General features: G+C 41.0%; 12 protein-coding genes, 2 tRNA genes, 3 rRNA genes and 1 other annotated feature. Of the genes, 7 read left to right on the top strand and 10 right to left on the bottom strand.

Annotated elements, in window-relative coordinates; translation table 11 throughout:
- Window positions 1-35 precede the first annotated feature (35 nt).
- From FSZ17_RS01660 to guaD, 3 genes are all read left to right on the top strand, one after another.
- Complete coding sequence (locus FSZ17_RS01660; RefSeq protein WP_057776168.1) at window positions 36-620, top strand: RNA polymerase sigma factor; 585 nt, start codon at window positions 36-38, stop codon at window positions 618-620.
- Entirely contained in the window at window positions 610-1,344 is a 735-nt protein-coding gene (locus tag FSZ17_RS01655; RefSeq protein WP_057776167.1) for an anti-sigma factor, read from the top strand. The genes FSZ17_RS01660 and FSZ17_RS01655 overlap by 11 nt, the downstream gene beginning before the upstream one ends.
- Window positions 1,345-1,435: 91 nt before the next feature.
- Window positions 1,436-2,803 (top strand): guanine deaminase, encoded by a 1,368-nt coding sequence (gene guaD, locus FSZ17_RS01650; protein WP_057776166.1) that lies wholly within the window; start codon window positions 1,436-1,438, stop codon window positions 2,801-2,803.
- Between the two features lie 92 nt (window positions 2,804-2,895).
- Here the strand turns inward: guaD and FSZ17_RS01645 are convergent, their stop codons facing one another.
- On the bottom strand, window positions 2,896-3,927 hold the full coding sequence (locus FSZ17_RS01645) for a S66 family peptidase (RefSeq protein ID WP_057776165.1): 1,032 nt from the start codon (window positions 3,925-3,927) through the stop codon (window positions 2,896-2,898).
- Window positions 3,928-4,085: 158 nt separating this feature from the next.
- Between FSZ17_RS01645 and FSZ17_RS01640 the strand changes: the two genes are divergently transcribed.
- The gene (locus FSZ17_RS01640; RefSeq protein WP_057776164.1) at window positions 4,086-5,024 is read left to right on the top strand and encodes an alpha/beta hydrolase; all 939 of its coding nucleotides are present in this window, start codon (window positions 4,086-4,088) and stop codon (window positions 5,022-5,024) included.
- Window positions 5,025-5,173: 149 nt separating this feature from the next.
- On the opposite strand, the gene FSZ17_RS01635 is transcribed toward FSZ17_RS01640, so the two are convergent.
- The 3 genes from FSZ17_RS01635 to FSZ17_RS01625 form a co-directional block, all read right to left on the bottom strand.
- On the bottom strand, window positions 5,174-7,378 hold the full coding sequence (locus tag FSZ17_RS01635) for a heavy metal translocating P-type ATPase (RefSeq protein WP_057776163.1): 2,205 nt from the start codon (window positions 7,376-7,378) through the stop codon (window positions 5,174-5,176).
- A 331-nt stretch (window positions 7,379-7,709) separates the two neighbouring features.
- Window positions 7,710-8,129, bottom strand: coding sequence for a hypothetical protein (locus FSZ17_RS01630; protein WP_057776162.1), 420 nt, complete (start codon window positions 8,127-8,129; stop codon window positions 7,710-7,712).
- Between the two features lie 257 nt (window positions 8,130-8,386).
- On the bottom strand, window positions 8,387-9,298 hold the full coding sequence (locus FSZ17_RS01625; RefSeq protein WP_057776161.1) for an SDR family oxidoreductase: 912 nt from the start codon (window positions 9,296-9,298) through the stop codon (window positions 8,387-8,389).
- A 367-nt stretch (window positions 9,299-9,665) separates the two neighbouring features.
- On the opposite strand from FSZ17_RS01625, the gene FSZ17_RS01620 reads away from it, so the two are divergent.
- Window positions 9,666-10,631, top strand: a complete 966-nt coding sequence (locus FSZ17_RS01620) for a helix-turn-helix transcriptional regulator (protein ID WP_057776160.1) — start codon at window positions 9,666-9,668, stop codon at window positions 10,629-10,631.
- Window positions 10,632-10,657: 26 nt separating this feature from the next.
- Here FSZ17_RS01620 and FSZ17_RS01615 read toward each other — a convergent pair whose 3' ends face one another.
- The gene (locus FSZ17_RS01615; RefSeq protein WP_057776159.1) at window positions 10,658-11,575 is read right to left on the bottom strand and encodes a LysR family transcriptional regulator; all 918 of its coding nucleotides are present in this window, start codon (window positions 11,573-11,575) and stop codon (window positions 10,658-10,660) included.
- Window positions 11,576-11,693: 118 nt separating this feature from the next.
- Here FSZ17_RS01615 and FSZ17_RS01610 point away from each other — a divergent pair, with 118 nt between their 5' ends.
- Window positions 11,694-12,254, top strand: coding sequence for a flavodoxin family protein (locus FSZ17_RS01610; protein ID WP_057776158.1), 561 nt, complete (start codon window positions 11,694-11,696; stop codon window positions 12,252-12,254).
- A 263-nt stretch (window positions 12,255-12,517) separates the two neighbouring features.
- On the opposite strand, the gene FSZ17_RS01605 is transcribed toward FSZ17_RS01610, so the two are convergent.
- The 5 genes from FSZ17_RS01605 to FSZ17_RS01585 form a co-directional block, all read right to left on the bottom strand.
- Window positions 12,518-12,590: transfer RNA gene (locus FSZ17_RS01605), tRNA-Val, on the bottom strand.
- A 4-nt stretch (window positions 12,591-12,594) separates the two neighbouring features.
- A tRNA-Glu gene (locus tag FSZ17_RS01600) sits at window positions 12,595-12,669 on the bottom strand.
- 39 nt (window positions 12,670-12,708) lie between these two features.
- A 5S ribosomal RNA gene (gene rrf, locus FSZ17_RS01595) occupies window positions 12,709-12,825 on the bottom strand.
- 64 nt (window positions 12,826-12,889) lie between these two features.
- Window positions 12,890-15,824, bottom strand: a 23S ribosomal RNA gene (locus FSZ17_RS01590).
- Between the two features lie 215 nt (window positions 15,825-16,039).
- Window positions 16,040-17,590 (bottom strand): 16S ribosomal RNA (locus FSZ17_RS01585).
- Together the 16S, 23S and 5S rRNA genes with 2 tRNA genes alongside form the textbook arrangement of a ribosomal RNA operon.
- Before the next feature lie 677 nt (window positions 17,591-18,267).
- Window positions 18,268-18,506, top strand: a binding site (T-box leader).
- Window positions 18,507-18,561: 55 nt separating this feature from the next.
- Between FSZ17_RS01585 and ileS the strand changes: the two genes are divergently transcribed.
- On the top strand, window positions 18,562-21,657 hold the full coding sequence (gene ileS, locus FSZ17_RS01580; RefSeq protein ID WP_057776924.1) for an isoleucine--tRNA ligase: 3,096 nt from the start codon (window positions 18,562-18,564) through the stop codon (window positions 21,655-21,657).
- Window positions 21,658-21,775 lie beyond the last annotated feature (118 nt).

Raw genomic sequence — 21,775 nt, 5'->3', positions numbered from 1 at the left:
TTTAAAAACAGATTCAAAAAGGGGGAGAATTTGCTGTGAAAAATAAGTCGGACGAAGAGCTGGTTAAATTAATTGTGCAAAATCATCGTCCAGCACTCGAAGAACTGTATGATCGTTACATAAATCTCATCTATAGCTTCTCATTAAAAATGACAAAGGGTGACACCGAGAAAACAAAAGAAATTGTCCAACTGGTTTTCCTCCGTCTTTGGACGACAAAGCGGACTTACAGCGCTTCACAGGGTAAATTTGCAAACTGGATTCTTACCATTACCCGAAATATTGCGATTGATCTGATTCGTAAAGAACATAAACATAAAGGAACGGTCCAATTAGATCATAATGAATGGGAGAAAATCCAAGGACAGCAGTCAGAACATGTACTGCAGGAAGTTTCAAATAATCTATTAAAACAGCAAATTCAAGAAGCAAAACACCAGCTCTCTGAACCACAAAAGCGTCTTATCAACTTGTTGTATTGGGAGGGCTACTCCTTAAGCGAAATAGCACAACTGGAAGAGAAGCCGCTCGGTACCATTAAAAGCCGTCTAAATCAAACCTTAAAAAAACTACGAAATTATTTTAGCGAAGAAACAGGAGGAGTTCGGCATGGAAAATAAATGCGAAAACCTGTCTTTGTATATAATCGATCAACTGTCTGAACATGAAAAAGAACAATTTAAACGCCATCTTAAAACATGCGCCCACTGTCAGAATGAATTAGAATCTTTGCAGGAAACATGGCAGACGCTTTCTTATGATATGGAGGAAGTGGATGCTCCAGATTCACTTAAAATGGAAGTTATGGACTTTATTTTTAAAGAAGATAAAACCGAAAAAGCTAAAAAGGAAAGCCCTCTATATCCAATAAAATTATTCTTAACGAAGCATTTTTCACCGTTATCTGCGGGTATGACGGCCATATTAATAATAAGTTTTACTGGGTTACTATGGTATAACCTCCACTTAAAAGATACCATTACAGCGTTAGAAGACGAAATGGCTTCCCCTACCCAGATTGTGAGAACGTTTAATTTAAAAGGACAGGATACAGCTGCTTCAGCAAACGGAACCGCCTACCTTCTCCAAGAAGGGCATGACAACAGCCTGATCATTGAGTTAAACAATATGCCGGGAACTAAAGATGATGAAGTATATCAAGTATGGCTATTAAATAACGGAAATCGCCAAAATGCCGGAACAATAAAACCAGATCAAAACGGCAACGGCTTGATCACCTACCGTATGCCTAAAGATCAATCGTTTGATGATATTGGGATTACACTAGAACCTAACCCAAATAACACGCAGCCAAAAGGCCGCAAAGTAATGGGAACCATTTAATAACCTATTAATCGATTATTTCATGCGATAACATAGTACTGAGTAAGGATCATTTAATCCTTACAAAAATCCAAACATTAAGGTGTAATATATGAAAAACTATACAAAAATTTTCCAAGGGACTGCTTTTTCCAGCAAGTCATCAAAAGAAATACAAATCTTAAAGGATTATCTTTTCTGTATCAATGCTAACGGATTGATTGAAAAAGTCATTGCCCCAGAAGATGATGACTATCAAATCTTACTAGATGCTTATCGGAATGAAGAAAACTTTCATCGTTTAGCAGAAGGCCAGTATTTTTTACCTGGTTTTATCGATTTGCATGTACATGCGCCGCAATGGGCTCAAGCTGGAACTGCTTTAGACATTCCGCTCTATGATTGGTTAAACACGTATACCTTCCCAATTGAGTCTAAATTTGCGGATTTAGATTTTGCGAAAAATGTCTACCAGGATGTCGTAAGCACCCTCCTAGCAAACGGAACAACGACGGCACTTTATTTTGCCACTGTTCATAAAGAAGCCAGTTTATTACTGGCCGAAATTTGCGCTGAAAAAGGACAGCGCGGTTTAGTTGGAAAAGTGGTTATGGACAATCCTGAACAAAGCCCAGACTATTATCGTGACGCTGATACACCAACAGCATTAGCGGATACAGAGGAATTTATTTTAGCTGTCAAAGAACTCGCGAAATCAACAAAACAGGGTGTTTATCCAGTCGTGACGCCGCGCTTTATTCCAAGCTGTACCGACGATGCGTTAAAAGGTTTAGGAGAATTAGCTGCGAAGTATGATACGTACGTCCAATCTCACTGCAGCGAAAGTGATTGGGAGCACGGCTATGTGCAAGATCGCTTTAATAAGAACGACGCGTTTGCTTTACATGATTTTGGTCTATTACGTGATAAGTCTGTCATGGCGCATTGTAATTTCTTAGATGATGACGATGCAGGTTTATTTACTGAAACAGGTACCGCTGTTTGCCATTGCCCCATCTCAAATGCTTACTTTGCCAATAGTGTCATTCCAATCGCTCATTTGCATGCAAAGGGTGTTGAAATTGGTTTAGGATCAGACATTTCTGGTGGCTTCTCACCTAGTCTTTTTGATAATGCTAGACAAGCAGTCATATCATCCAGAATGTTAGAAGATGGAGTGAATACAACTCTTCCTGCTCAAGAACGCGGAATGCCAAAATCTCGCATCACAATTAATGAAGCATTCTATTTCGCAACTGCCGGCGGTGGTGAAAGTTTAAGCTTACCAATCGGGCGCTTAGCAGAAAACTATACTTGGGATGTGCAGATTATCGATACGGCATTAGATTCTGCTAAACTACCTATTTATGATGCAAATGAAGATTTACATGATGTCTTCCAAAAGATTATGTATCTGACTCGACCAGAAAACATTCGTGAGGTTTGGGTACAAGGTGAGAAAGTTCATTCACGTAAGTAATGGTGTTCACCCATTAGGCTAAAAGAATGTTAAAAATACAAAAACGACCTCTTAGACACTTATCTTAAGAGGCCGTTTTTATTTAATATTATCTACTGTACTCCGCTTTCCAAAATTGCAAAAGTCCCCTTATCACAATTTATCTCTGCCATAGCGCCATACGGTAAAATAAACTTCGGCTCTGTATGACCAAAATTCATGTTATAGAGAATCGGCAAATCTACCAAATCATATTCCATCATGACTCTTTGAATCTCTGCTTTATATTCTTCATAATACATCTCTTCTAGTGGCTTTCCAAAGATAATTCCATTCGCTCTTTGCAGAATGCCTTGTGCCGCATAATTACGCAGCCAATACTTTATTAATCCTGGGTCTGGCTTTTCTTCAGAGGTTTCAAAGAATAGGATACTATCCTCCCAATATTTCTGAGCGGGCCAAATGTCGGTTCCTTTAGCAAACTCTAGCACTTCCATACAGCCTCCAACCAAACGTCCTTTAACAACACCTGATCCTTGAAGGATTTCGCAACCCGAGTTCTGTTTCATCTTGCGCCGACGATTCTTATTCACTTCATCCCATTCCAAAAACTCACTCGTCCATTCTTTAGCTGATGGAATTTCACCAATCACTTCATTTGAAAAGAAAGTCCGCTTTACCATTTCAACTGTATAGGGATCCATCTCTACATTTTCTGCAAAATCTACTAAAATCGCTGGACCGTAAAAAGAAGAAATACCCGCCCGATGGCAAAATAAATGTGAAATCGTCACATCAGAATAACCCACAAAAATTTTAGGATTCTCCTTAATAACATTGAAATCAATATAAGGAAGCAAGCGAATACTATCCTCTCCTCCAATATTCGCAAATATTGCTTTAATGCTCTTATCTTTAAAGGCATTCATCAAATCTTCCGCACGAGCTTGCGGATTATGATAAAGATATTCACTGCCTTTTAAGCTATTAGGCATTGGAACAACCCTTAGCCCAAACACTTCTTCTAATCTCCTAACACCTTGCTCATAACGCCATCTAAGTTCTGGGTCACCTGCCCCTCCCCATGAAGGGCTTACTGTCGCAACTAAATCTCCTGTCTCTAATTTCTTTGGCTTAATTAACATATGAATAGTTCCCTCCCTGTGGTAAAATCGTTATTTCAAGAAAAGTCTAAATATGGTAATTTAGTTATACAATAAGAAGAAATACTTCGCAATAATATTAATCCCTTAAAATATTTTGATATTAATATAGCTGATAAAAAATGAGGTGGGTAATCGTTATGATACGAGAAGACTTTACATTCCAAGCAGCAGATGGTGCAGAGATTTTCTATTGTAAATGGGCAGATCCTAAGAATGAAACAATAAATGGAATTGTTCAAATTGCTCACGGAATGGCAGAACATATTTTACGTTATGAAGACTTTGCCCGCTACTTAGTGGAAAGAGGCTATCTTGTATACGGTCACGATCATCGTGGGCATGGACAAACAGCAAAAAAACAAGAAGATGCCGGTTATTTTACTGATTCTGAAGGTTTTGAACAGGTCGTTCGCGATGTAAAGCAACTCACAGATCTTATCCAAACAGACCATCCTTCTGCCCCCATAATTTTATTTGGCCATAGTATGGGATCATTTATCGCTAGACGTTATGTTCAGCTTTTTGGCAATCAACTTGCAGGCGCTATTTTCTGTGCTACTGGAGGGAATCCGGGATTAGTTGGAAAAGTGGGCAGGTTCATTGCTGAGAGAGAATGTCGAAAAAAAGGCAGGCGAACAGCCAGTCCCATGTTAGATCAACTCTCTTTTGGAAGCTTTAATAAACAGTTCAAACCATCTCGTACCTCCTTCGATTGGTTAAGCCGAGACGAGAAGCAAGTTGATCTATATATAGCTGATCCTGCATGCGGAAATATTTTTTCAGCTGGATTTTTCGTAGATTTATTAACTGGATTATTAACAATCCATCGTCCAGAAGAAATCAATAAAATACCAAAGACACTTCCATTATTTTTAATTGCCGGAGATAAAGATCCTGTTGGTAAAAACGGAAAAGGTGTAACACAAGTTTATCAGCAATACGAACGTGCTGGGATTGGAGATATTTCAATTAAACTTTATGAAGGCGCACGTCATGAAATATTAAATGAAACAAACCGAGAGGAAGTCTTTGATGATATTGCGACATGGATCGCAGGTATTTGTACACGTTCCTAAAACAATATTAAACTTATATTCTTTCGGTATTTCCATATTTAGGATAGAAAGGAGCAGTCAAAATGATGACTGCTCCTTTTTCAAAGTACCTGTTGCTTCTCGATCATTGAAAACATCAAGTACTTTCAACCTAAACAGAGTGGCAGGCCCTAAGCATTTCTTAACCTAAGTGAATTTAATACAACCGAAACAGAGCTTAATGCCATTGCTGCTCCTGCCAGCCAAGGAGGCATAATGCCTAGCATCGCGAAAGGGATCATGAAAATATTATAAAAAAACGCCCAGACAAAGTTTTGCTTTATATTGATCATCGTTCTTTTGCTAATTGTAAATGCATCGACAACCCGCATTAAATCACCTGTTATAATCGTCACATTTCCCGATTCAATGGCAATGTCTGATCCGGTTCCAATTGCTATTCCAACATCTGCAACAGCTAGTGCAGGCGCGTCATTAATTCCATCTCCTACCATCGCAACCCGATTGCCCTTTTTTTGTAAATGCTTAATCATCTCTGCCTTTTCTTGAGGTGTTACTTCTGCGCGAAATTTATGAATTCCGACCTTTTGAGCAACAGACCTAGCAGTATTTTGATTATCACCTGTCAGCATAATTACTTCGATTCCAAGTTTTTTCAGGAATAAAATAGCCTTTTTCGAAGATGACTTTACTTCATCAGCAACCGCAATAATACCGGCAAATTTTGAATTAATGACGGCCACCATTACGGTCTTTCCTTCTTGCTCTAATTCCTTTACTAGATTATTAGCCTTAATAGGAAGGGGTATATTTTTCTCCATATAATACCTTGGATTCGCGATCACCACTTCCTTACCATGAACCGAGGCCTTTACTCCATATCCTGGAAGGTTCAGCACTTGACTTGCACTTGGCAAGGTCTTTATTTTCGTATGCACATTTTTTACAATAGCTTTTGCTAGAGGGTGATTGGAGGCACTTTCAGCTGCACCGATAATCTCTAAAAATGCATTTTCACTGAAATGCTCCACGTACATATTCGTTATATTCGCTTCACCTTTTGTAATCGTTCCTGTTTTATCAAAAATGACGACATTACTTTTACAAAGCAATTCGAGAAATTTCCCTTCCTTAAACAGAATTCCCAATTGGGCAGCTCGTCCACTCCCTACCATAACGGATGTAGGTGTTGCCAGCCCAAGTGCACAAGGGCAGGCAATAATTAAGACAGTAATCACCTTTTCTAAAGCCTCATAAAAATGTCCTGGCAGATAAACATAATACCAAGCGACAAATGTCAGGACCGCAATCATAATCACAATGGGAACAAAGATCCCCGTAATTTTATCTGCTATATGTTGAATAGGAGCTTTAGAGGATTGCGCCTCCTCTACGATACGAATTATTTGCGATAAAGTCGTTTCAGAGTTTATCTTTGTTACTTTAATCGTCAAAACACCATTCTGATTCATGGTTCCAGCGTAGACAAACTTCCCTATCCCCTTCTCAACTGGAATGCTTTCGCCTGTTAACAAAGATTCATCAATCAGTGAATTCCCCTTAATAACTTGTCCATCAATAGGAACTTTTTCACCCGGTTTTAGCAAAACGACATCTCCGATAGAAAGGTTCTCAACTGGCAGCTTCAATTCTCTTCCATTCGCAAACAATGTAGCTGTTTTGGTTTGTAATTGATACAGTTTTTTTATTGCCTCTGTTGTTTTCAATTTTGTCTTTGCTTCTAGCAGCTTTCCTAGTAAAACGAATGTAATAATAAATGCACTTGTTTCATAGAACAGCCAAATAGAATGAGAAGGATTTTTTGAAAATAAAGAAGAAACGGTAAGATAATGACTATAAAAAAAGGCCGCTGTTGTACTTAATACAACCAATACATCCATATTTGCACTTCTATTTTTGAGTGCCTTCCAAGCTCTTTCATAAAACGGGAACCCAATGATAAACTGAATTGGGATCGTAATGCCTAATTGGAACAACGGATTAATAAATAGCTTTGGAACCTGTATAAAGGAAGCCCACTCGAAATGAGCAAACATGGCCCATGCTAAAGGGAAAGTAAGCAAAGCAGAAATAAAAAAATTCCATTGAAGGATCTTAATTTCTTTACGCTTTTCACGATCAGTCGGGACATTTTCCACTATGATTTCTTTCGCTTCAAATCCAATTTTATTAATTTTATTGATCACTTCCGAAATGCCTGTCCGTTCTTTCTGAAAAGTAATACGACCTTTTTCAGTTGTTAAATTGATATTAACATGTGTCACGCCATCTATTTTCCCAACAGCCTTCTCGATTCTTACAGCACAAGCAGCGCAATGCATACCTTTTATCTCTACATAGTTCGTTACTTCCATCGCATATCCTCACCACTTTAGTTGTTTTGTACATTCTATTAGGAATACGAATTCTTTATACGTTTTTTAAAAGATTAATATATTGAGCTGCTCAAATATATCAATAGTAAGCAGGAGGGAGAATATGGGTGCATGTACAATTACTCAGCATTTAGATAGCGTCATGTACTGTCTTAATAAATGAAAAGATTCTTAAAAAAGAGGCGTCCCTACTTTCATGTAGAAACCCCTCATTTTATAAATTTGAAAAGATAATTAAAATTCATTCCGACTTTTTCCTTCCTTTCCATGAATCTTTCAATGGAACAATCCTATTGAATGTATTCAACGACTAGCTTTCATTGAATTTACTCACGACATTTTGAATTTTATTATCAACTTCAAAATCTAAATCTTTTTCATACACATAAAATATCAGCACATTTTTTACCTCATAATTACTGAAAGAAACGATATTAGCGTTTGCTGTTTTATGGCGAAAGTCTTCTAAACCTTGTTCCCGTTCTTTGGTTGATTTATAAATATATACAAATAAGCTTTTACCTTCTAATTCATAAGAATAAGGTCTAACACCATTTAGTTTCATTCCAAAAATGTTGTCTTTGCTTACTTCAATTTCTTTTAGTGACAATTGTTGTTCTTCAAAAGAGGTTAGGACTTGTTTTAAAGTAATGACAGAAGCATCAGAAATTTTTTGGCAAGAAGTCAAAAACAAAACTATAGTTACAAAAAATAATGCAGCTTTTCTCATTTCTAGCTCCCTTATTATGTGTGACGTTAACCATTTAATTAATCTTAATTTTTTCCTCGAATGAAAGACCCAAATAACGATACTTAATAATAATAGTATCTATTGGTTTCTCTTTTGCAATATTTATTCCGTAAATTTTATCATTTTCAGTAGCAGCACCCTTATTCTAACTTTTCACCCATTCGTTGAAAAATAAAAAAGCCTTCCTACTTCATGTAGGAAAGCATCTGTTTTTAACTTTTTAGTTAAACAGTATTTTATCTATACCCTTCTGCATTGGCAGGTTTTCCAGCCTCCTGAACTTCAACAAAATATCTCCAACAATCTGGTTGCGATCCATCTACATCAAAGAAGTTATACATTTTAGCTAGTTGAGCACTTGATAGTGAGTGTCCATTCATACGATTCTTATTAGGGTCTTTTGCTATTGCCGTAACTCCTCGCCCGATAAAACGCGGTGTTTCAGAAATAATAAAATGAGGTTCGGCCTTTGTTGCATCCTGCCAATTTTCTTCTTTAACTCCAAAATGCTCAAGCATGATTTCCGAGCGCATCCAGCCGGGTGTAACAGAAACAGCGGTGCATTCATAAGGGGAAAGTTCATGCGCCAAAGCCTTAGCCATGCGATTAACGGAGCTTTTCGCTAAATCATAATACAAAGATAATCGGTAATTATTATTATTATATTCTTCTGTACCGTCTGTCACTTCGACAACTAATCCTCCTTTATTTTTAATCAGTAAAGGAAGTGCGTAATGATTTGTTATGATATGTGTATCGATGGCCAAGCGTAACAACCTGAAACCTTTATCTAAGGAGTGTTGCCAAACTGGAGTATTCCATTCGACTAAATATTCACCTCCCCAAATATCATTGACAAGTATGTCTAATCTCCCCTGTTCCTTTTCAATTTTTTCAATTAAGAGCTGCACTTGCTCAGGTACAAGATGGTCTACTTGAACAGCGATTCCTATACCGCCTAGACCATTGACTAAATCTGCTGTTTCTTCTATTGTTTCAGGGCGCCCGTATTCAGAAATCTCGTTTCGAGTAGTACGTCCAGTTATATAAACAGTAGCTCCTGCAGCACCTAATTCCATAGCAATACCACGTCCGGCTCCCCTTGTACCACCAGCTACTAAAGCTACTTTTCCTTCTAAAGGTTTCATTTTATGTCGCCCTCCATTTTTAGAATATCCATAGTATAATACATAATGATGACATCCTTTGTCATATATAAAGTGAAACTTCCATCAATGGGGGTTTTTCGACGCACAGGACGTGCTAGTGCCGACGTTGCCACAGGACGTGGCGTTCTTAGTCGGCCTTCATCCCCCACTGATGGTTAGTTGCGGCCCACAGGAAGTGGGTCACGCAGACGTTGCCACACGATGTGGCGCTTTTAGTCTGTGTTCATTTTACGGGCTTTTACGGGCAGTTGTCCCCCACCTATCTTCCTCGCTTCTCTCTCAATCTTGAGGTGGGGGTCTTACTGCCCGTTTATGCGGGATAAATTTTTTAATAAAGGTGATAAATATGCGTGCGGATCGACTACTCTCAATATTACTGTTGCTTCAAAATAGAGGCAAATTAACAACCAATGAATTGGCCGAAGAATTAGAGGTGACTGGACGTACCATTCATCGAGATATGGATGCATTGAGTGCAGCAGGTATTCCTATTGTAGCTGAACGGGGAAAATCTGGCGGGTGGAGATTACTTGAACAATATCGGACAAATTTAACAGGTTTAAAAGCCAATGAATTAAAATCTTTGCTTATTTCACCTTCATTTCAATTACTTACTGATCTAGGTTTAACAAAAGATTGGCAGGAAGCACGTCAAAAAATTCTCGCTTCGATTCCGAGCACCTTGCAGAAAAATTCCCATGATATTTGGAATCGAGTTCATGTTGATACAACCGCATGGAGACAGTCACCTGAAAAAATTGAGTCATTTAAAATTTTGCAACAAGCCATTTGGGATGAAAGAAAACTACAAATTAAATATGAACGGGCAGATGGGGAATGCATTGAGAGAGTTGTTAGCCCGTTCGGATTAGTAGCTAAAGGAAGTACATGGTATTTAATTGCTTCCGCAAACGAAAAAATCCGAAATTATAGAGCCTCAAGAATTAAGTTTGTATCGTTGACGGATGAATTGTTCTCCCGGCCAAATGACTTTGATTTAACTCAATATTGGAATGACTCTACAAAAGAATTTATTAAAAGTCTACCCAAATATGAGGTTGATGTTGAAGTTTCTTCGTCTATCGTTCCGAGAATAAAGTTTACAGGGAGATTTGTTCAAATAATAAAAATGGATTCACCTTCTGATAATGGATGGATCCCTGCAAAACTGTGCTTTGATACGGAACAAGAGGCAAGTGAATTTATTCTAGGTTTTGGGGATCAAATAAAGGTTATTCGTCCTAACTCGTTAAAGAAAAGTATTTATGGTATGGCAAAGAGGATAGTGGATTTTTATGAGCGCGAGGATTAACATCATCCACTAAATCCCCTTTTTTATCATTTTTTATTACTCGTTTTCTCGTTGAAAACTTTATATTGATCTCGTGATATTTGGATAAAATCCTCAAGATAAGAGGGAATATACTTGTCTTTATGCCAAGCAATCTCTGTGAATACCGATTCTAAATCGATAGATGTGGGTATTTCGATAATACTACCCCGATCAAGTTCTTTTTCTACCGCCATTTTAGGTAAAAGGGAAATACCTAATCCGGCCATCACACATTGTTTGATGGCTTCTATACTAGCAAATTCAATAATATGTTCTGGATGAACACCTTCAAATTGAATTCTATGCTCAAACTGAGTTCGATAGGAGCAGCCCTTTTCTGTTAACAGGATCGTTTCTTGTCCGATTTCTTCTGCGGTTACGGGATTTTTTTTCGCTAAATGATGCCAAGGAGATGCTATGAATACTAAGTCTTCCTCAATTAACATTTCTTTATGAAGCGTAGGCATCTCTTTAAAGGTGTCGGTGATGAAAGCTAAGTCGAGAGTGCCTGATTGCAGTAAATCCTTTGCGATATCTTTCGTATGAACAGGTTTAAAAATCAGTCTGACCTGTGGGTGACGTTGTTTAAATGATTGCAAAATAACTGGAAGTCGATATGAACATTGGCTTTCCTGTGCACCAATCGTTAAAACTACATTGGACTCATTTTGACCAGCTAACACTTGCCTCATCTCCTGGTCAAGATCAAGCATCTTTTGCGCGTATTGTTTCAGCTGATTGCCTGCTTCTGTTAAGTAGATGCGTTTCCCAAGCCGCTCGAATAATGGCATTCCTAACTCTTCTTCTAGTGACTTAATTTGAGCAGTAATACTTGATTGTGCATAATCTAGTATTTTAGCAGTTTGAGTAAAGTTCAAGGTTTTCGTTGCAGTTAAAAACGTATGCAAATGTTTAATTTCCAAATTTCACATCCCCCTAAATCGGTTTTATCGATTGATTTAATCAAAATATTCATCTTTATTGATGGATAATTTGAGTATAAACTTTTCTTATACTAATGTATAGAAGAGGTGATCGATAATGAAAATCGCTACATTTATAGGTAGCTCAAGAACAGAAAGTAACAGTGAATTACTTGCAGATACGGTCTTGAAAGGGATAAAACATCAAAAGGTATATATAAAGGACTTAACTATTCAACCAATTAATGATTTACGTCATACAAAAACAGGATTTCAAACAGTAGATGATGATTATGATCAAGTAATCAAGGCATTTATGGAAAACGATGTGATTATCTTTGCTACGCCCATATACTGGTACAGTATGTCAGGCATAATGAAAAACATGATTGATCGACTTAGTCACGCCATACGTGTTGAAAGGTATCCACAGTTTAAAGAACATTTAAAGAAAGTGGAAGCAATTGTTCTAGCTGTAGGTGGTGACGAACCAAGAATTAAAGGGCTCCCTCTTATTCAGCAATTCCAATATACTTTCGATTTTTTAAATATGAGGTTTTCATCTTATATTTTAGGTGAAGCCAATCAGCCTGGTGACATCCTAAAGGATAGTCAGGCTTTATCGCAAGCTGAGCTATTAAATAAAAGACTTAAATTCTCGCATAACACTTTTAAATAAAGTGAAACTTCCGTCAGTGGGGGTTTTTTTCATCCCCACTGATGGTTAGTTGAACCAATCGGGCTTTTACGGGCAGTTGTCCCCCACCTATCTTCCTCGCTTCTCTCTCAATTTTGAGATGGGGGTCTTACAGCCCGTTAACGCGGGATAAATTGTCTCTAAAATAGAAAAAGGATAACTAACCATATCACACGATATGACTAGTTATCCTTTTTCAAGTCAGCTGCTCGACCAATTAAGCTACACTGACATAAAGAATATAATGGAGGATGACGGGATCGAACCGCCGACCCCCTGCTTGTAAGGCAGGTGCTCTCCCAGCTGAGCTAATCCTCCATATTGGTGACCCGTACGGGATTCGAACCCGTGTTACCGCCGTGAAAGGGCGGTGTCTTAACCGCTTGACCAACGGGCCAACTAATTTTGGCAAAAAAATAACCCTTATTAGGGTTTGGCCTGGCGACGTCCTACTCTCACAAGGGGACAGCCCCTAACTACCATTGGCGCTGAGAAGCTTAACTGCCGTGTTCGGGATGGGAACGGGTGTGACCTTCTCGCTATCGCCACCAGACTGTATTAAACTGAGGTTTATTCCCTCAAAACTAGATAACTGACAATCATCATTAAATATTTTATTGGTTAAGTCCTCGACCGATTAGTATTTGTCAGCTCCACGTGTCACCACGCTTCCACCTCAAACCTATCAACCTGATCATCTTTCAGGGGTCTTACTAGCTTGACGCTATGGGAAATCTCATCTCGAGGGGGGCTTCATGCTTAGATGCTTTCAGCACTTATCCCTTCCGCACATAGCTACCCAGCGATGCTCTTGGCAGAACAACTGGTACACCAGCGGTGCGTCCATCCCGGTCCTCTCGTACTAAGGACAGCTCCTCTCAAATTTCCTGCGCCCACGACGGATAGGGACCGAACTGTCTCACGACGTTCTGAACCCAGCTCGCGTACCGCTTTAATGGGCGAACAGCCCAACCCTTGGGACCGACTACAGCCCCAGGATGCGATGAGCCGACATCGAGGTGCCAAACCTCCCCGTCGATGTGGACTCTTGGGGGAGATAAGCCTGTTATCCCCGGGGTAGCTTTTATCCGTTGAGCGATGGCCCTTCCATGCGGAACCACCGGATCACTAAGCCCGACTTTCGTCCCTGCTCGACTTGTAGGTCTCGCAGTCAAGCTCCCTTATGCCTTTACACTCTTCGAATGATTTCCAACCATTCTGAGGGAACCTTTGGGCGCCTCCGTTACTTTTTAGGAGGCGACCGCCCCAGTCAAACTGCCCACCTGACACTGTCTCCCACCCCGATCAGGGGTGCGGGTTAGAATTTCAATACAGCCAGGGTAGTATCCCACCGATGCCTCCACCGAAGCTAGCGCTCCGGCTTCCAAGGCTCCTACCTATCCTGTACAAGCTGTACCGAAATTCAATATCAGGCTACAGTAAAGCTCCACGGGGTCTTTCCGTCCTGTCGCGGGTAACCTGCATCTTCACAGGTACTATAATTTCACCGAGTCTCTCGTTGAGACAGTGCCCAGATCGTTACGCCTTTCGTGCGGGTCGGAACTTACCCGACAAGGAATTTCGCTACCTTAGGACCGTTATAGTTACGGCCGCCGTTTACTGGGGCTTCAATTCAGAGCTTCGCTTGCGCTAACCCCTCCTCTTAACCTTCCAGCACCGGGCAGGCGTCAGCCCCTATACTTCGCCTTACGGCTTCGCAGAGACCTGTGTTTTTGCTAAACAGTCGCCTGGGCCTATTCACTGCGGCTCATCCGGGCTATTCACCCAAATGAGCACCCCTTCTCCCGAAGTTACGGGGTGATTTTGCCGAGTTCCTTAACGAGAGTTCTCTCGCTCACCTTAGGATTCTCTCCTCGCCTACCTGTGTCGGTTTGCGGTACGGGCACCTTTTCCCTCGCTAGAGGCTTTTCTTGGCAGTGTGGATTCAGGAACTTCGGTACTTTATTTCCCTCGCCGTCACAGCTCAGCCTTTATGCAAGCGGGATTTGCCTCGCTTGCAGCCTAACTGCTTGGACGCGCTATTCCAGCAGCGCGCTTACCCTATCCTCCTGCGTCCCCCCATTGCTCAAACGGTAAAGAGGTGGTACAGGAATATCAACCTGTTGTCCATCGCCTACGCTTTTCAGCCTCGGCTTAGGTCCCGACTAACCCTGAGCGGACGAGCCTTCCTCAGGAAACCTTAGGCATTCGGTGGATGGGATTCTCACCCATCTTTCGCTACTCATACCGGCATTCTCACTTCTAAGCGCTCCACCAGTCCTTACGGTCTAGCTTCAACGCCCTTAGAACGCTCTCCTACCACTGACATCGTAGATGTCAATCCACAGCTTCGGTGATACGTTTAGCCCCGGTACATTTTCGGCGCAGAGTCACTCGACCAGTGAGCTATTACGCACTCTTTAAATGGTGGCTGCTTCTAAGCCAACATCCTGGTTGTCTAAGCAACTCCACATCCTTTTCCACTTAACGTATACTTTGGGACCTTAGCTGGTGGTCTGGGCTGTTTCCCTCTTGACTACGGATCTTATCACTCGCAGTCTGACTCCCATGGATAAGTCTTTGGCATTCGGAGTTTGTCTGAATTCGGTAACCCGATGAGGGCCCCTAGTCCAAACAGTGCTCTACCTCCAAGACTCTTACTACATGAGGCTAGCCCTAAAGCTATTTCGGAGAGAACCAGCTATCTCCAAGTTCGATTGGAATTTCTCCGCTACCCACACCTCATCCCCGCACTTTTCAACGTGCGTGGGTTCGGTCCTCCATCCAGTGTTACCTGGACTTCAACCTGGACATGGGTAGGTCACCTGGTTTCGGGTCTACGACCACATACTCATTCGCCCTATTCAGACTCGCTTTCGCTGCGGCTCCGTCTCTTCAACTTAACCTCGCATGTAATCGTAACTCGCCGGTTCATTCTACAAAAGGCACGCCATCACCCGTTAATGGGCTCTGACTACTTGTAGGCACACGGTTTCAGGATCTCTTTCACTCCCCTTCCGGGGTGCTTTTCACCTTTCCCTCACGGTACTGGTTCACTATCGGTCACTAGGGAGTATTTAGCCTTGGGAGATGGTCCTCCCTGCTTCCGACGGGATTTCACGTGTCCCGCCGTACTCAGGATCCACTCTGGAGGGAACGAAGTTTCAACTACAGGGCTTTTACCTTCTATGGCCGGCCTTTCCAGACCTGTTCATTTACCTCGTTCCTTTGTAACTCCGTGTAGAGTGTCCTACAACCCCAAGAGGCAAGCCTCTTGGTTTGGGCTAATCCCGTTTCGCTCGCCGCTACTCAGGGAATCGCGTTTGCTTTCTCTTCCTCCGGGTACTTAGATGTTTCAGTTCCCCGGGTCTGCCTTCAATACCCTATGTATTCAGGTAAAGATCCTATCCCATTACGGATAGGGGGTTCCCCCATTCGGAAATCTCCGGATCAAAGCTTACTTACAGCTCCCCGAAGCATATCGGTGTTAGTCCCGTCCTTCATCGGCTCCTAGTGCCTAGGCATTCACCGTGCGCCCTTTCTAACTTAACCTACTTCGGTCAACGATTAACGTTGTCCTCATGGTTTGTACTCTTACTCAATGAATAAATAAGAGAGAAAACTAAAATGGCGATTACTCGGTTATTCTTCTTCATTTCATTATCTAGTTTTCAAAGAACAAAAGTTTTGAGAGATTATTCTCTCAAAACTGAACGAACAAGAAACGTCTTATTTAAGAAGTATGAAATACTTCTATATATCCTTAGAAAGGAGGTGATCCAGCCGCACCTTCCGATACGGCTACCTTGTTACGACTTCACCCCAATCATCTGTCCCACCTTAGGCGGCTGGCTCCTTACGGTTACCCCACCGACTTCGGGTGTTACAAACTCTCGTGGTGTGACGGGCGGTGTGTACAAGGCCCGGGAACGTATTCACCGCGGCATGCTGATCCGCGATTACTAGCGATTCCGGCTTCATGCAGGCGAGTTGCAGCCTGCAATCCGAACTGAGAATGGTTTTATGGGATTCGCTTAACCTCGCGGTCTCGCAGCCCTTTGTACCATCCATTGTAGCACGTGTGTAGCCCAGGTCATAAGGGGCATGATGATTTGACGTCATCCCCACCTTCCTCCGGTTTGTCACCGGCAGTCACCTTAGAGTGCCCAACTGAATGCTGGCAACTAAGATCAAGGGTTGCGCTCGTTGCGGGACTTAACCCAACATCTCACGACACGAGCTGACGACAACCATGCACCACCTGTCACTCTGTCCCCCGAAGGGGAACGCCCTATCTCTAGGGTTGGCAGAGGATGTCAAGACCTGGTAAGGTTCTTCGCGTTGCTTCGAATTAAACCACATGCTCCACCGCTTGTGCGGGCCCCCGTCAATTCCTTTGAGTTTCAGCCTTGCGGCCGTACTCCCCAGGCGGAGTGCTTAATGCGTTAGCTGCAGCACTAAGGGGCGGAAACCCCCTAACACTTAGCACTCATCGTTTACGGCGTGGACTACCAGGGTATCTAATCCTGTTCGCTCCCCACGCTTTCGCGCCTCAGTGTCAGTTACAGACCAGAAAGTCGCCTTCGCCACTGGTGTTCCTCCACATCTCTACGCATTTCACCGCTACACGTGGAATTCCACTTTCCTCTTCTGCACTCAAGTTCCCCAGTTTCCAATGACCCTCCACGGTTGAGCCGTGGGCTTTCACATCAGACTTAAGGAACCACCTGCGCGCGCTTTACGCCCAATAATTCCGGACAACGCTTGCCACCTACGTATTACCGCGGCTGCTGGCACGTAGTTAGCCGTGGCTTTCTGGTTAGGTACCGTCAAGGTACCGCCCTATTCGAACGGTACTTGTTCTTCCCTAACAACAGAGTTTTACGATCCGAAAACCTTCATCACTCACGCGGCGTTGCTCCGTCAGACTTTCGTCCATTGCGGAAGATTCCCTACTGCTGCCTCCCGTAGGAGTCTGGGCCGTGTCTCAGTCCCAGTGTGGCCGATCACCCTCTCAGGTCGGCTACGCATCGTTGCCTTGGTGAGCCGTTACCTCACCAACTAGCTAATGCGCCGCGGGCCCATCTGTAAGTGATAGCCGAAGCCATCTTTCAGCTTTCCTACATGTGTAGAAAAGAATTATCCGGTATTAGCTCCGGTTTCCCGAAGTTATCCCAGTCTTACAGGCAGGTTGCCCACGTGTTACTCACCCGTCCGCCGCTAACTTGCGAGAGCAAGCTCTCACAAGTCCGCTCGACTTGCATGTATTAGGCACGCCGCCAGCGTTCGTCCTGAGCCAGGATCAAACTCTCCAATAAAGAGTAAGATTAGCTCTTAATATATTAATAGAATTAACGTTGACGTTTCTGCTTTGTTTAGTTTTCAAAGAACTATTTTTTGAGGCGGAATATCAATATACCATCTCAATCTCAAAGTGTCAAATACTTTTTTAAAATAATTTCTGCTGTGTTAACAACAGGATTACATCTTATCAAAGTATACTAGGTATTGTCAACAACTAAAAGATAAATTTATAAAAAACTTTTCATTTACTATTTATCTATCAGCTGAGGATTATTATCTTACTATCATTTTTAATAAAAATCAACACCCTGACTAAAAAAATTATCGTTTTTTAATTTTTATATAAATATATAGATATATCAATTAGGTATCCTCTTAAAAATGTAACCGATGCAGTAGTGGAAAGTACAAGGGTTTATGGGAAACCAATCTAGAATATATTCGAAGGTGATTTCCAACTTATACTCGTCAATGCCACGTTATTAAAGACATTCCAGGATGCAAAATGATATTTCATATTTGTTTGTTCTTAACAAATGCCGCTTATGCTAAGCTCAGATTATCATTATATCCTAATAAAAAAATAGAAAAGAACCACCTCAAAGGGGCTGTTTTAATCCCTTAAATCTTAATTCCAGAACTATTTGACAGCTATTTTTATGTCTGTTACAATAAATTCCAATAAAAGCATACAAATTCGTTGATGAGAAAAAGTAGCGTTTCGTCTTGATCCACAGAGAGCTGACATTTTGGTGCAAGTCAGTGTTCGAGTATTACGTGAAAATCCTCTCTGAGAAGTTAGACTGAATCTTATAGTAAGTCTAATCGGGCGTCTACCGTTACAAGGAACACGTATGATTGTACGTTGCTAAGTGCTATTGATCGGATCAATAGAATTAGGGTGGTATCGCGGTTAACCCCGTCCCTTTACTTGGGACGGGGTTTTTTGTGTGTTTTTAAACATTTTTGTATAGGAGCGATATCTATGAATGTGAATGAAAGTAAGGAAACTGTTACTCTTCGTGAAGAACATATCCGTCATTATTGGACAGAAAAAAACACATTTAGACAGTCTGTTCAATCAAGAGAAGGCAAGACACCTTTTGTTTTTTATGAAGGACCACCAACAGCAAATGGTCTGCCCCATGTAGGTCATGCGTTTGGGCGAACGATTAAAGATGTGGTAGCTCGGTATAAAACAATGCAAGGCTTCCAAGTAGAAAGAAAGGCTGGCTGGGATACACATGGTCTTCCAGTTGAGCTTGGAGTTGAAAAACAACTTGGTATTTCAGGAAAACATGAAATTGAACGGTATGGCATAGAGTCTTTTATCAATAAATGTAAGGAAAGCGTATTTACCTACGAGAAAAAGTGGCGTTCATTTACAGAAGAATTAGGTTATTGGGTAGATATGGACAGTCCATATCTGACTTTAAGCAATGAATACATCGAAACGGTATGGAACATTTTAAGTAAAGTTCACAAAGATGGCCTCCTGTATAAAGGGCATCGCGTATCGCCATATTGCCCTAGCTGTCAAACTTCTTTAAGTTCGCACGAGGTTGCCCAAGGCTATAAAGATGTAAAAGATTTATCAGCTACTGTAAAATTCAAGCGTCTTGATGCAGACGAAGAATATTTCTTAGGCTGGACAACAACACCTTGGACACTGCCGGCAAATGTTGCACTAGCCATGAATCCAACCTTAACGTATGTGCGAGCACAAAAAGAAAATGTGGTTTACATCATTGCTAAATCATTAGTAGAAAAAGTCCTTGGTGATCATGTAAACATGTTAAGTGAACATAGTGGCATTGAATTTGAAGGAGTCCATTATGCCCCACCATTTAATTACGTAACTGTTGAGAAAGGACACCAGGTCGTTTTAGCAGATTATGTCACAGAAGACAGCGGAACAGGTATTGTTCACATTGCCCCAGCTTACGGTGAAGATGATTATAAAACCGTTCAGCAAAATGATTTATCCTTTATTAATGTCGTCGACCAACAAGGACAATACACCGCTGACGTTGTAGAGCTTTCAGGTAGATTTGTGAAGGACTGCGACGTTGATATTATTAAAATGCTTTCTGAACAAGGCACGCTTTATCATAAAGAAAAATATGAGCACAGCTACCCACATTGTTGGAGATGTGACTCTCCTTTACTTTACTACGCAACAGATAGCTGGTTTATCAGGATGTCGTCATTAAAGGAGGAAATGCTTGATAACAACGCAACTGTTACTTGGTATCCAGAGCATATTAAAGATGGACGATTTGGTCACTTCCTTGAAAATCTTGTTGATTGGAATATAAGCAGAAATCGATACTGGGGTACACCTTTAAATGTTTGGGTTTGTCATGATTGTAATCACGAAGAAGCACCTAGCAGTATCGAGGAATTACAAAAACTAGCAACATTGCCGGTATTAAACGATATCGAGCTGCATAAGCCATATATTGACGAAGTACTATGTACCTGTCCGAAATGTGAAGGTACTATGCAACGAACGCCTGAAGTTATTGATGTTTGGTTTGATAGTGGCTCGATGCCGTTTGCTCAGCATCACTATCCATTTGAAAACAAAGAAAAATTCACAACACAATTCCCTGCGGATGTCGTCATCGAAGGAATTGACCAGACGAGAGGATTTTTTTACAGCCTACTCGCTGTTTCCACACTATTTTCAGGAAAAGCACCGTATAAAAACGTCTTGTCACTCGGACATGTGCTTGATGAACATGGCCAGAAAATGTCTAAGAGTAAAGGAAATGCATTGGATCCTATTGAACTTATGAAGGAATACGGTGCAGATGCACTTCGCTGGTCCTTCTTAGTTGATAGCTCACCGTGGAATCCGAAACGCTTTTCAAAAAAGATTGTGCAAGATGCAAAATCAAAATTGATTGATACATTAGATAATACCTATAAGTTTTATGCCATGTATGCCAAAATAGATGGCTATATATATGATCGACAGCAAACAGGAAAGAGAACAATCTTAGATGAGTGGATACTTTCTCGCCTGCATAGTACAGTCAAACTCGTTAATGACTATATGGAACGTTATCAATTTACCCAAGCCACACGAGAAATTGCAGTTTTAGTTGATGAATTGAGCAATTGGTATGTTCGACGATCAAGAAATCGATTTTGGGCATCTGGGCTTACAGAAGATAAACGAGCCGCTTATTCAACGCTATTTGAAGCACTTAGTACAATAAGCCGCATGTTAGCTCCTTTTGTACCATTTGTGTCAGAAGATATCCATTTGAAGCTTCATCATGATAGCGTACACTTACAAGACTATCCAAAAGCGAATGCTTCCATGATCAAACCTGATTTAGAAGCAGACATGCAAACGATCCAAAAAATAGTGGAGCTTGGACGCAGCATTCGCAATGCCAAAAACATGAGGGTTAAGCAACCTTTACAACAAATGATTGTATGGCGCAAAGAAGGAAAACATCTTCTACACGACTATACAGATATCATTAAAAACGAGTTAAATGTTAAACATGTTGTTTATACAGAAGATTTATCACAATATGAATCGACTGTCTTTAAATTGAATTTCAAAACAGCTGGTGCTGCATTCGGTAAGCAGATAAACGCAGTCAAACAATTTGTCGATAATATACTAGATGCCGAGAAGCGAGTGTTACTAAATGATGGTCAACTAGAAATAAATCTAGAGGAGCAAATGGCAACATTACTGAAAGAGCATATTAATGTAGAATATGTAGTTGCGCCTGGCTTTGAGATGGCTGGCGATCAGCAGTTAAAGGTGCTATTAGACGTAAAACTCACACCTCAACTAGTGGAGGAAGGCCAAGTTAGAGAATTAATCAGATCGATTCAAGATACTCGAAAAAAATTAGATTTACCTGTCGAGAAGTATATATCGATCCACATTTCAGCAACAGATGAAATTAGAGAAAAAATTCAATGTTTTGAGGGACTAATTAAAGAAAACGTCCTTGTTCACAACATTAGCTATGGAATTCTAGATGATTCCGAACAGCACATTGAAGTAAAATTTGGTGATAAGATCGTGAATATTTCGTTAAGATACTAGACAGAAAAAGACGCACTGCAAACAGTTATATTTAGCAAGCTGTTCGCAGTGCGTCTTTGCATAAAGCCCTTTACTTGCACTATCCTGCAGATTTATTTAAATAAGGAAAGAAGGAAAG

Origin of the sequence: Cytobacillus dafuensis (genome assembly GCF_007995155.1) — a bacterium.
Classification (GTDB): domain Bacteria; phylum Bacillota; class Bacilli; order Bacillales; family Cytobacillaceae; genus Cytobacillus; species Cytobacillus dafuensis.
The sequence above is the reverse complement of the archived record's forward strand: the minus strand, read 5'-3'. Positions and strand labels throughout refer to the sequence as shown.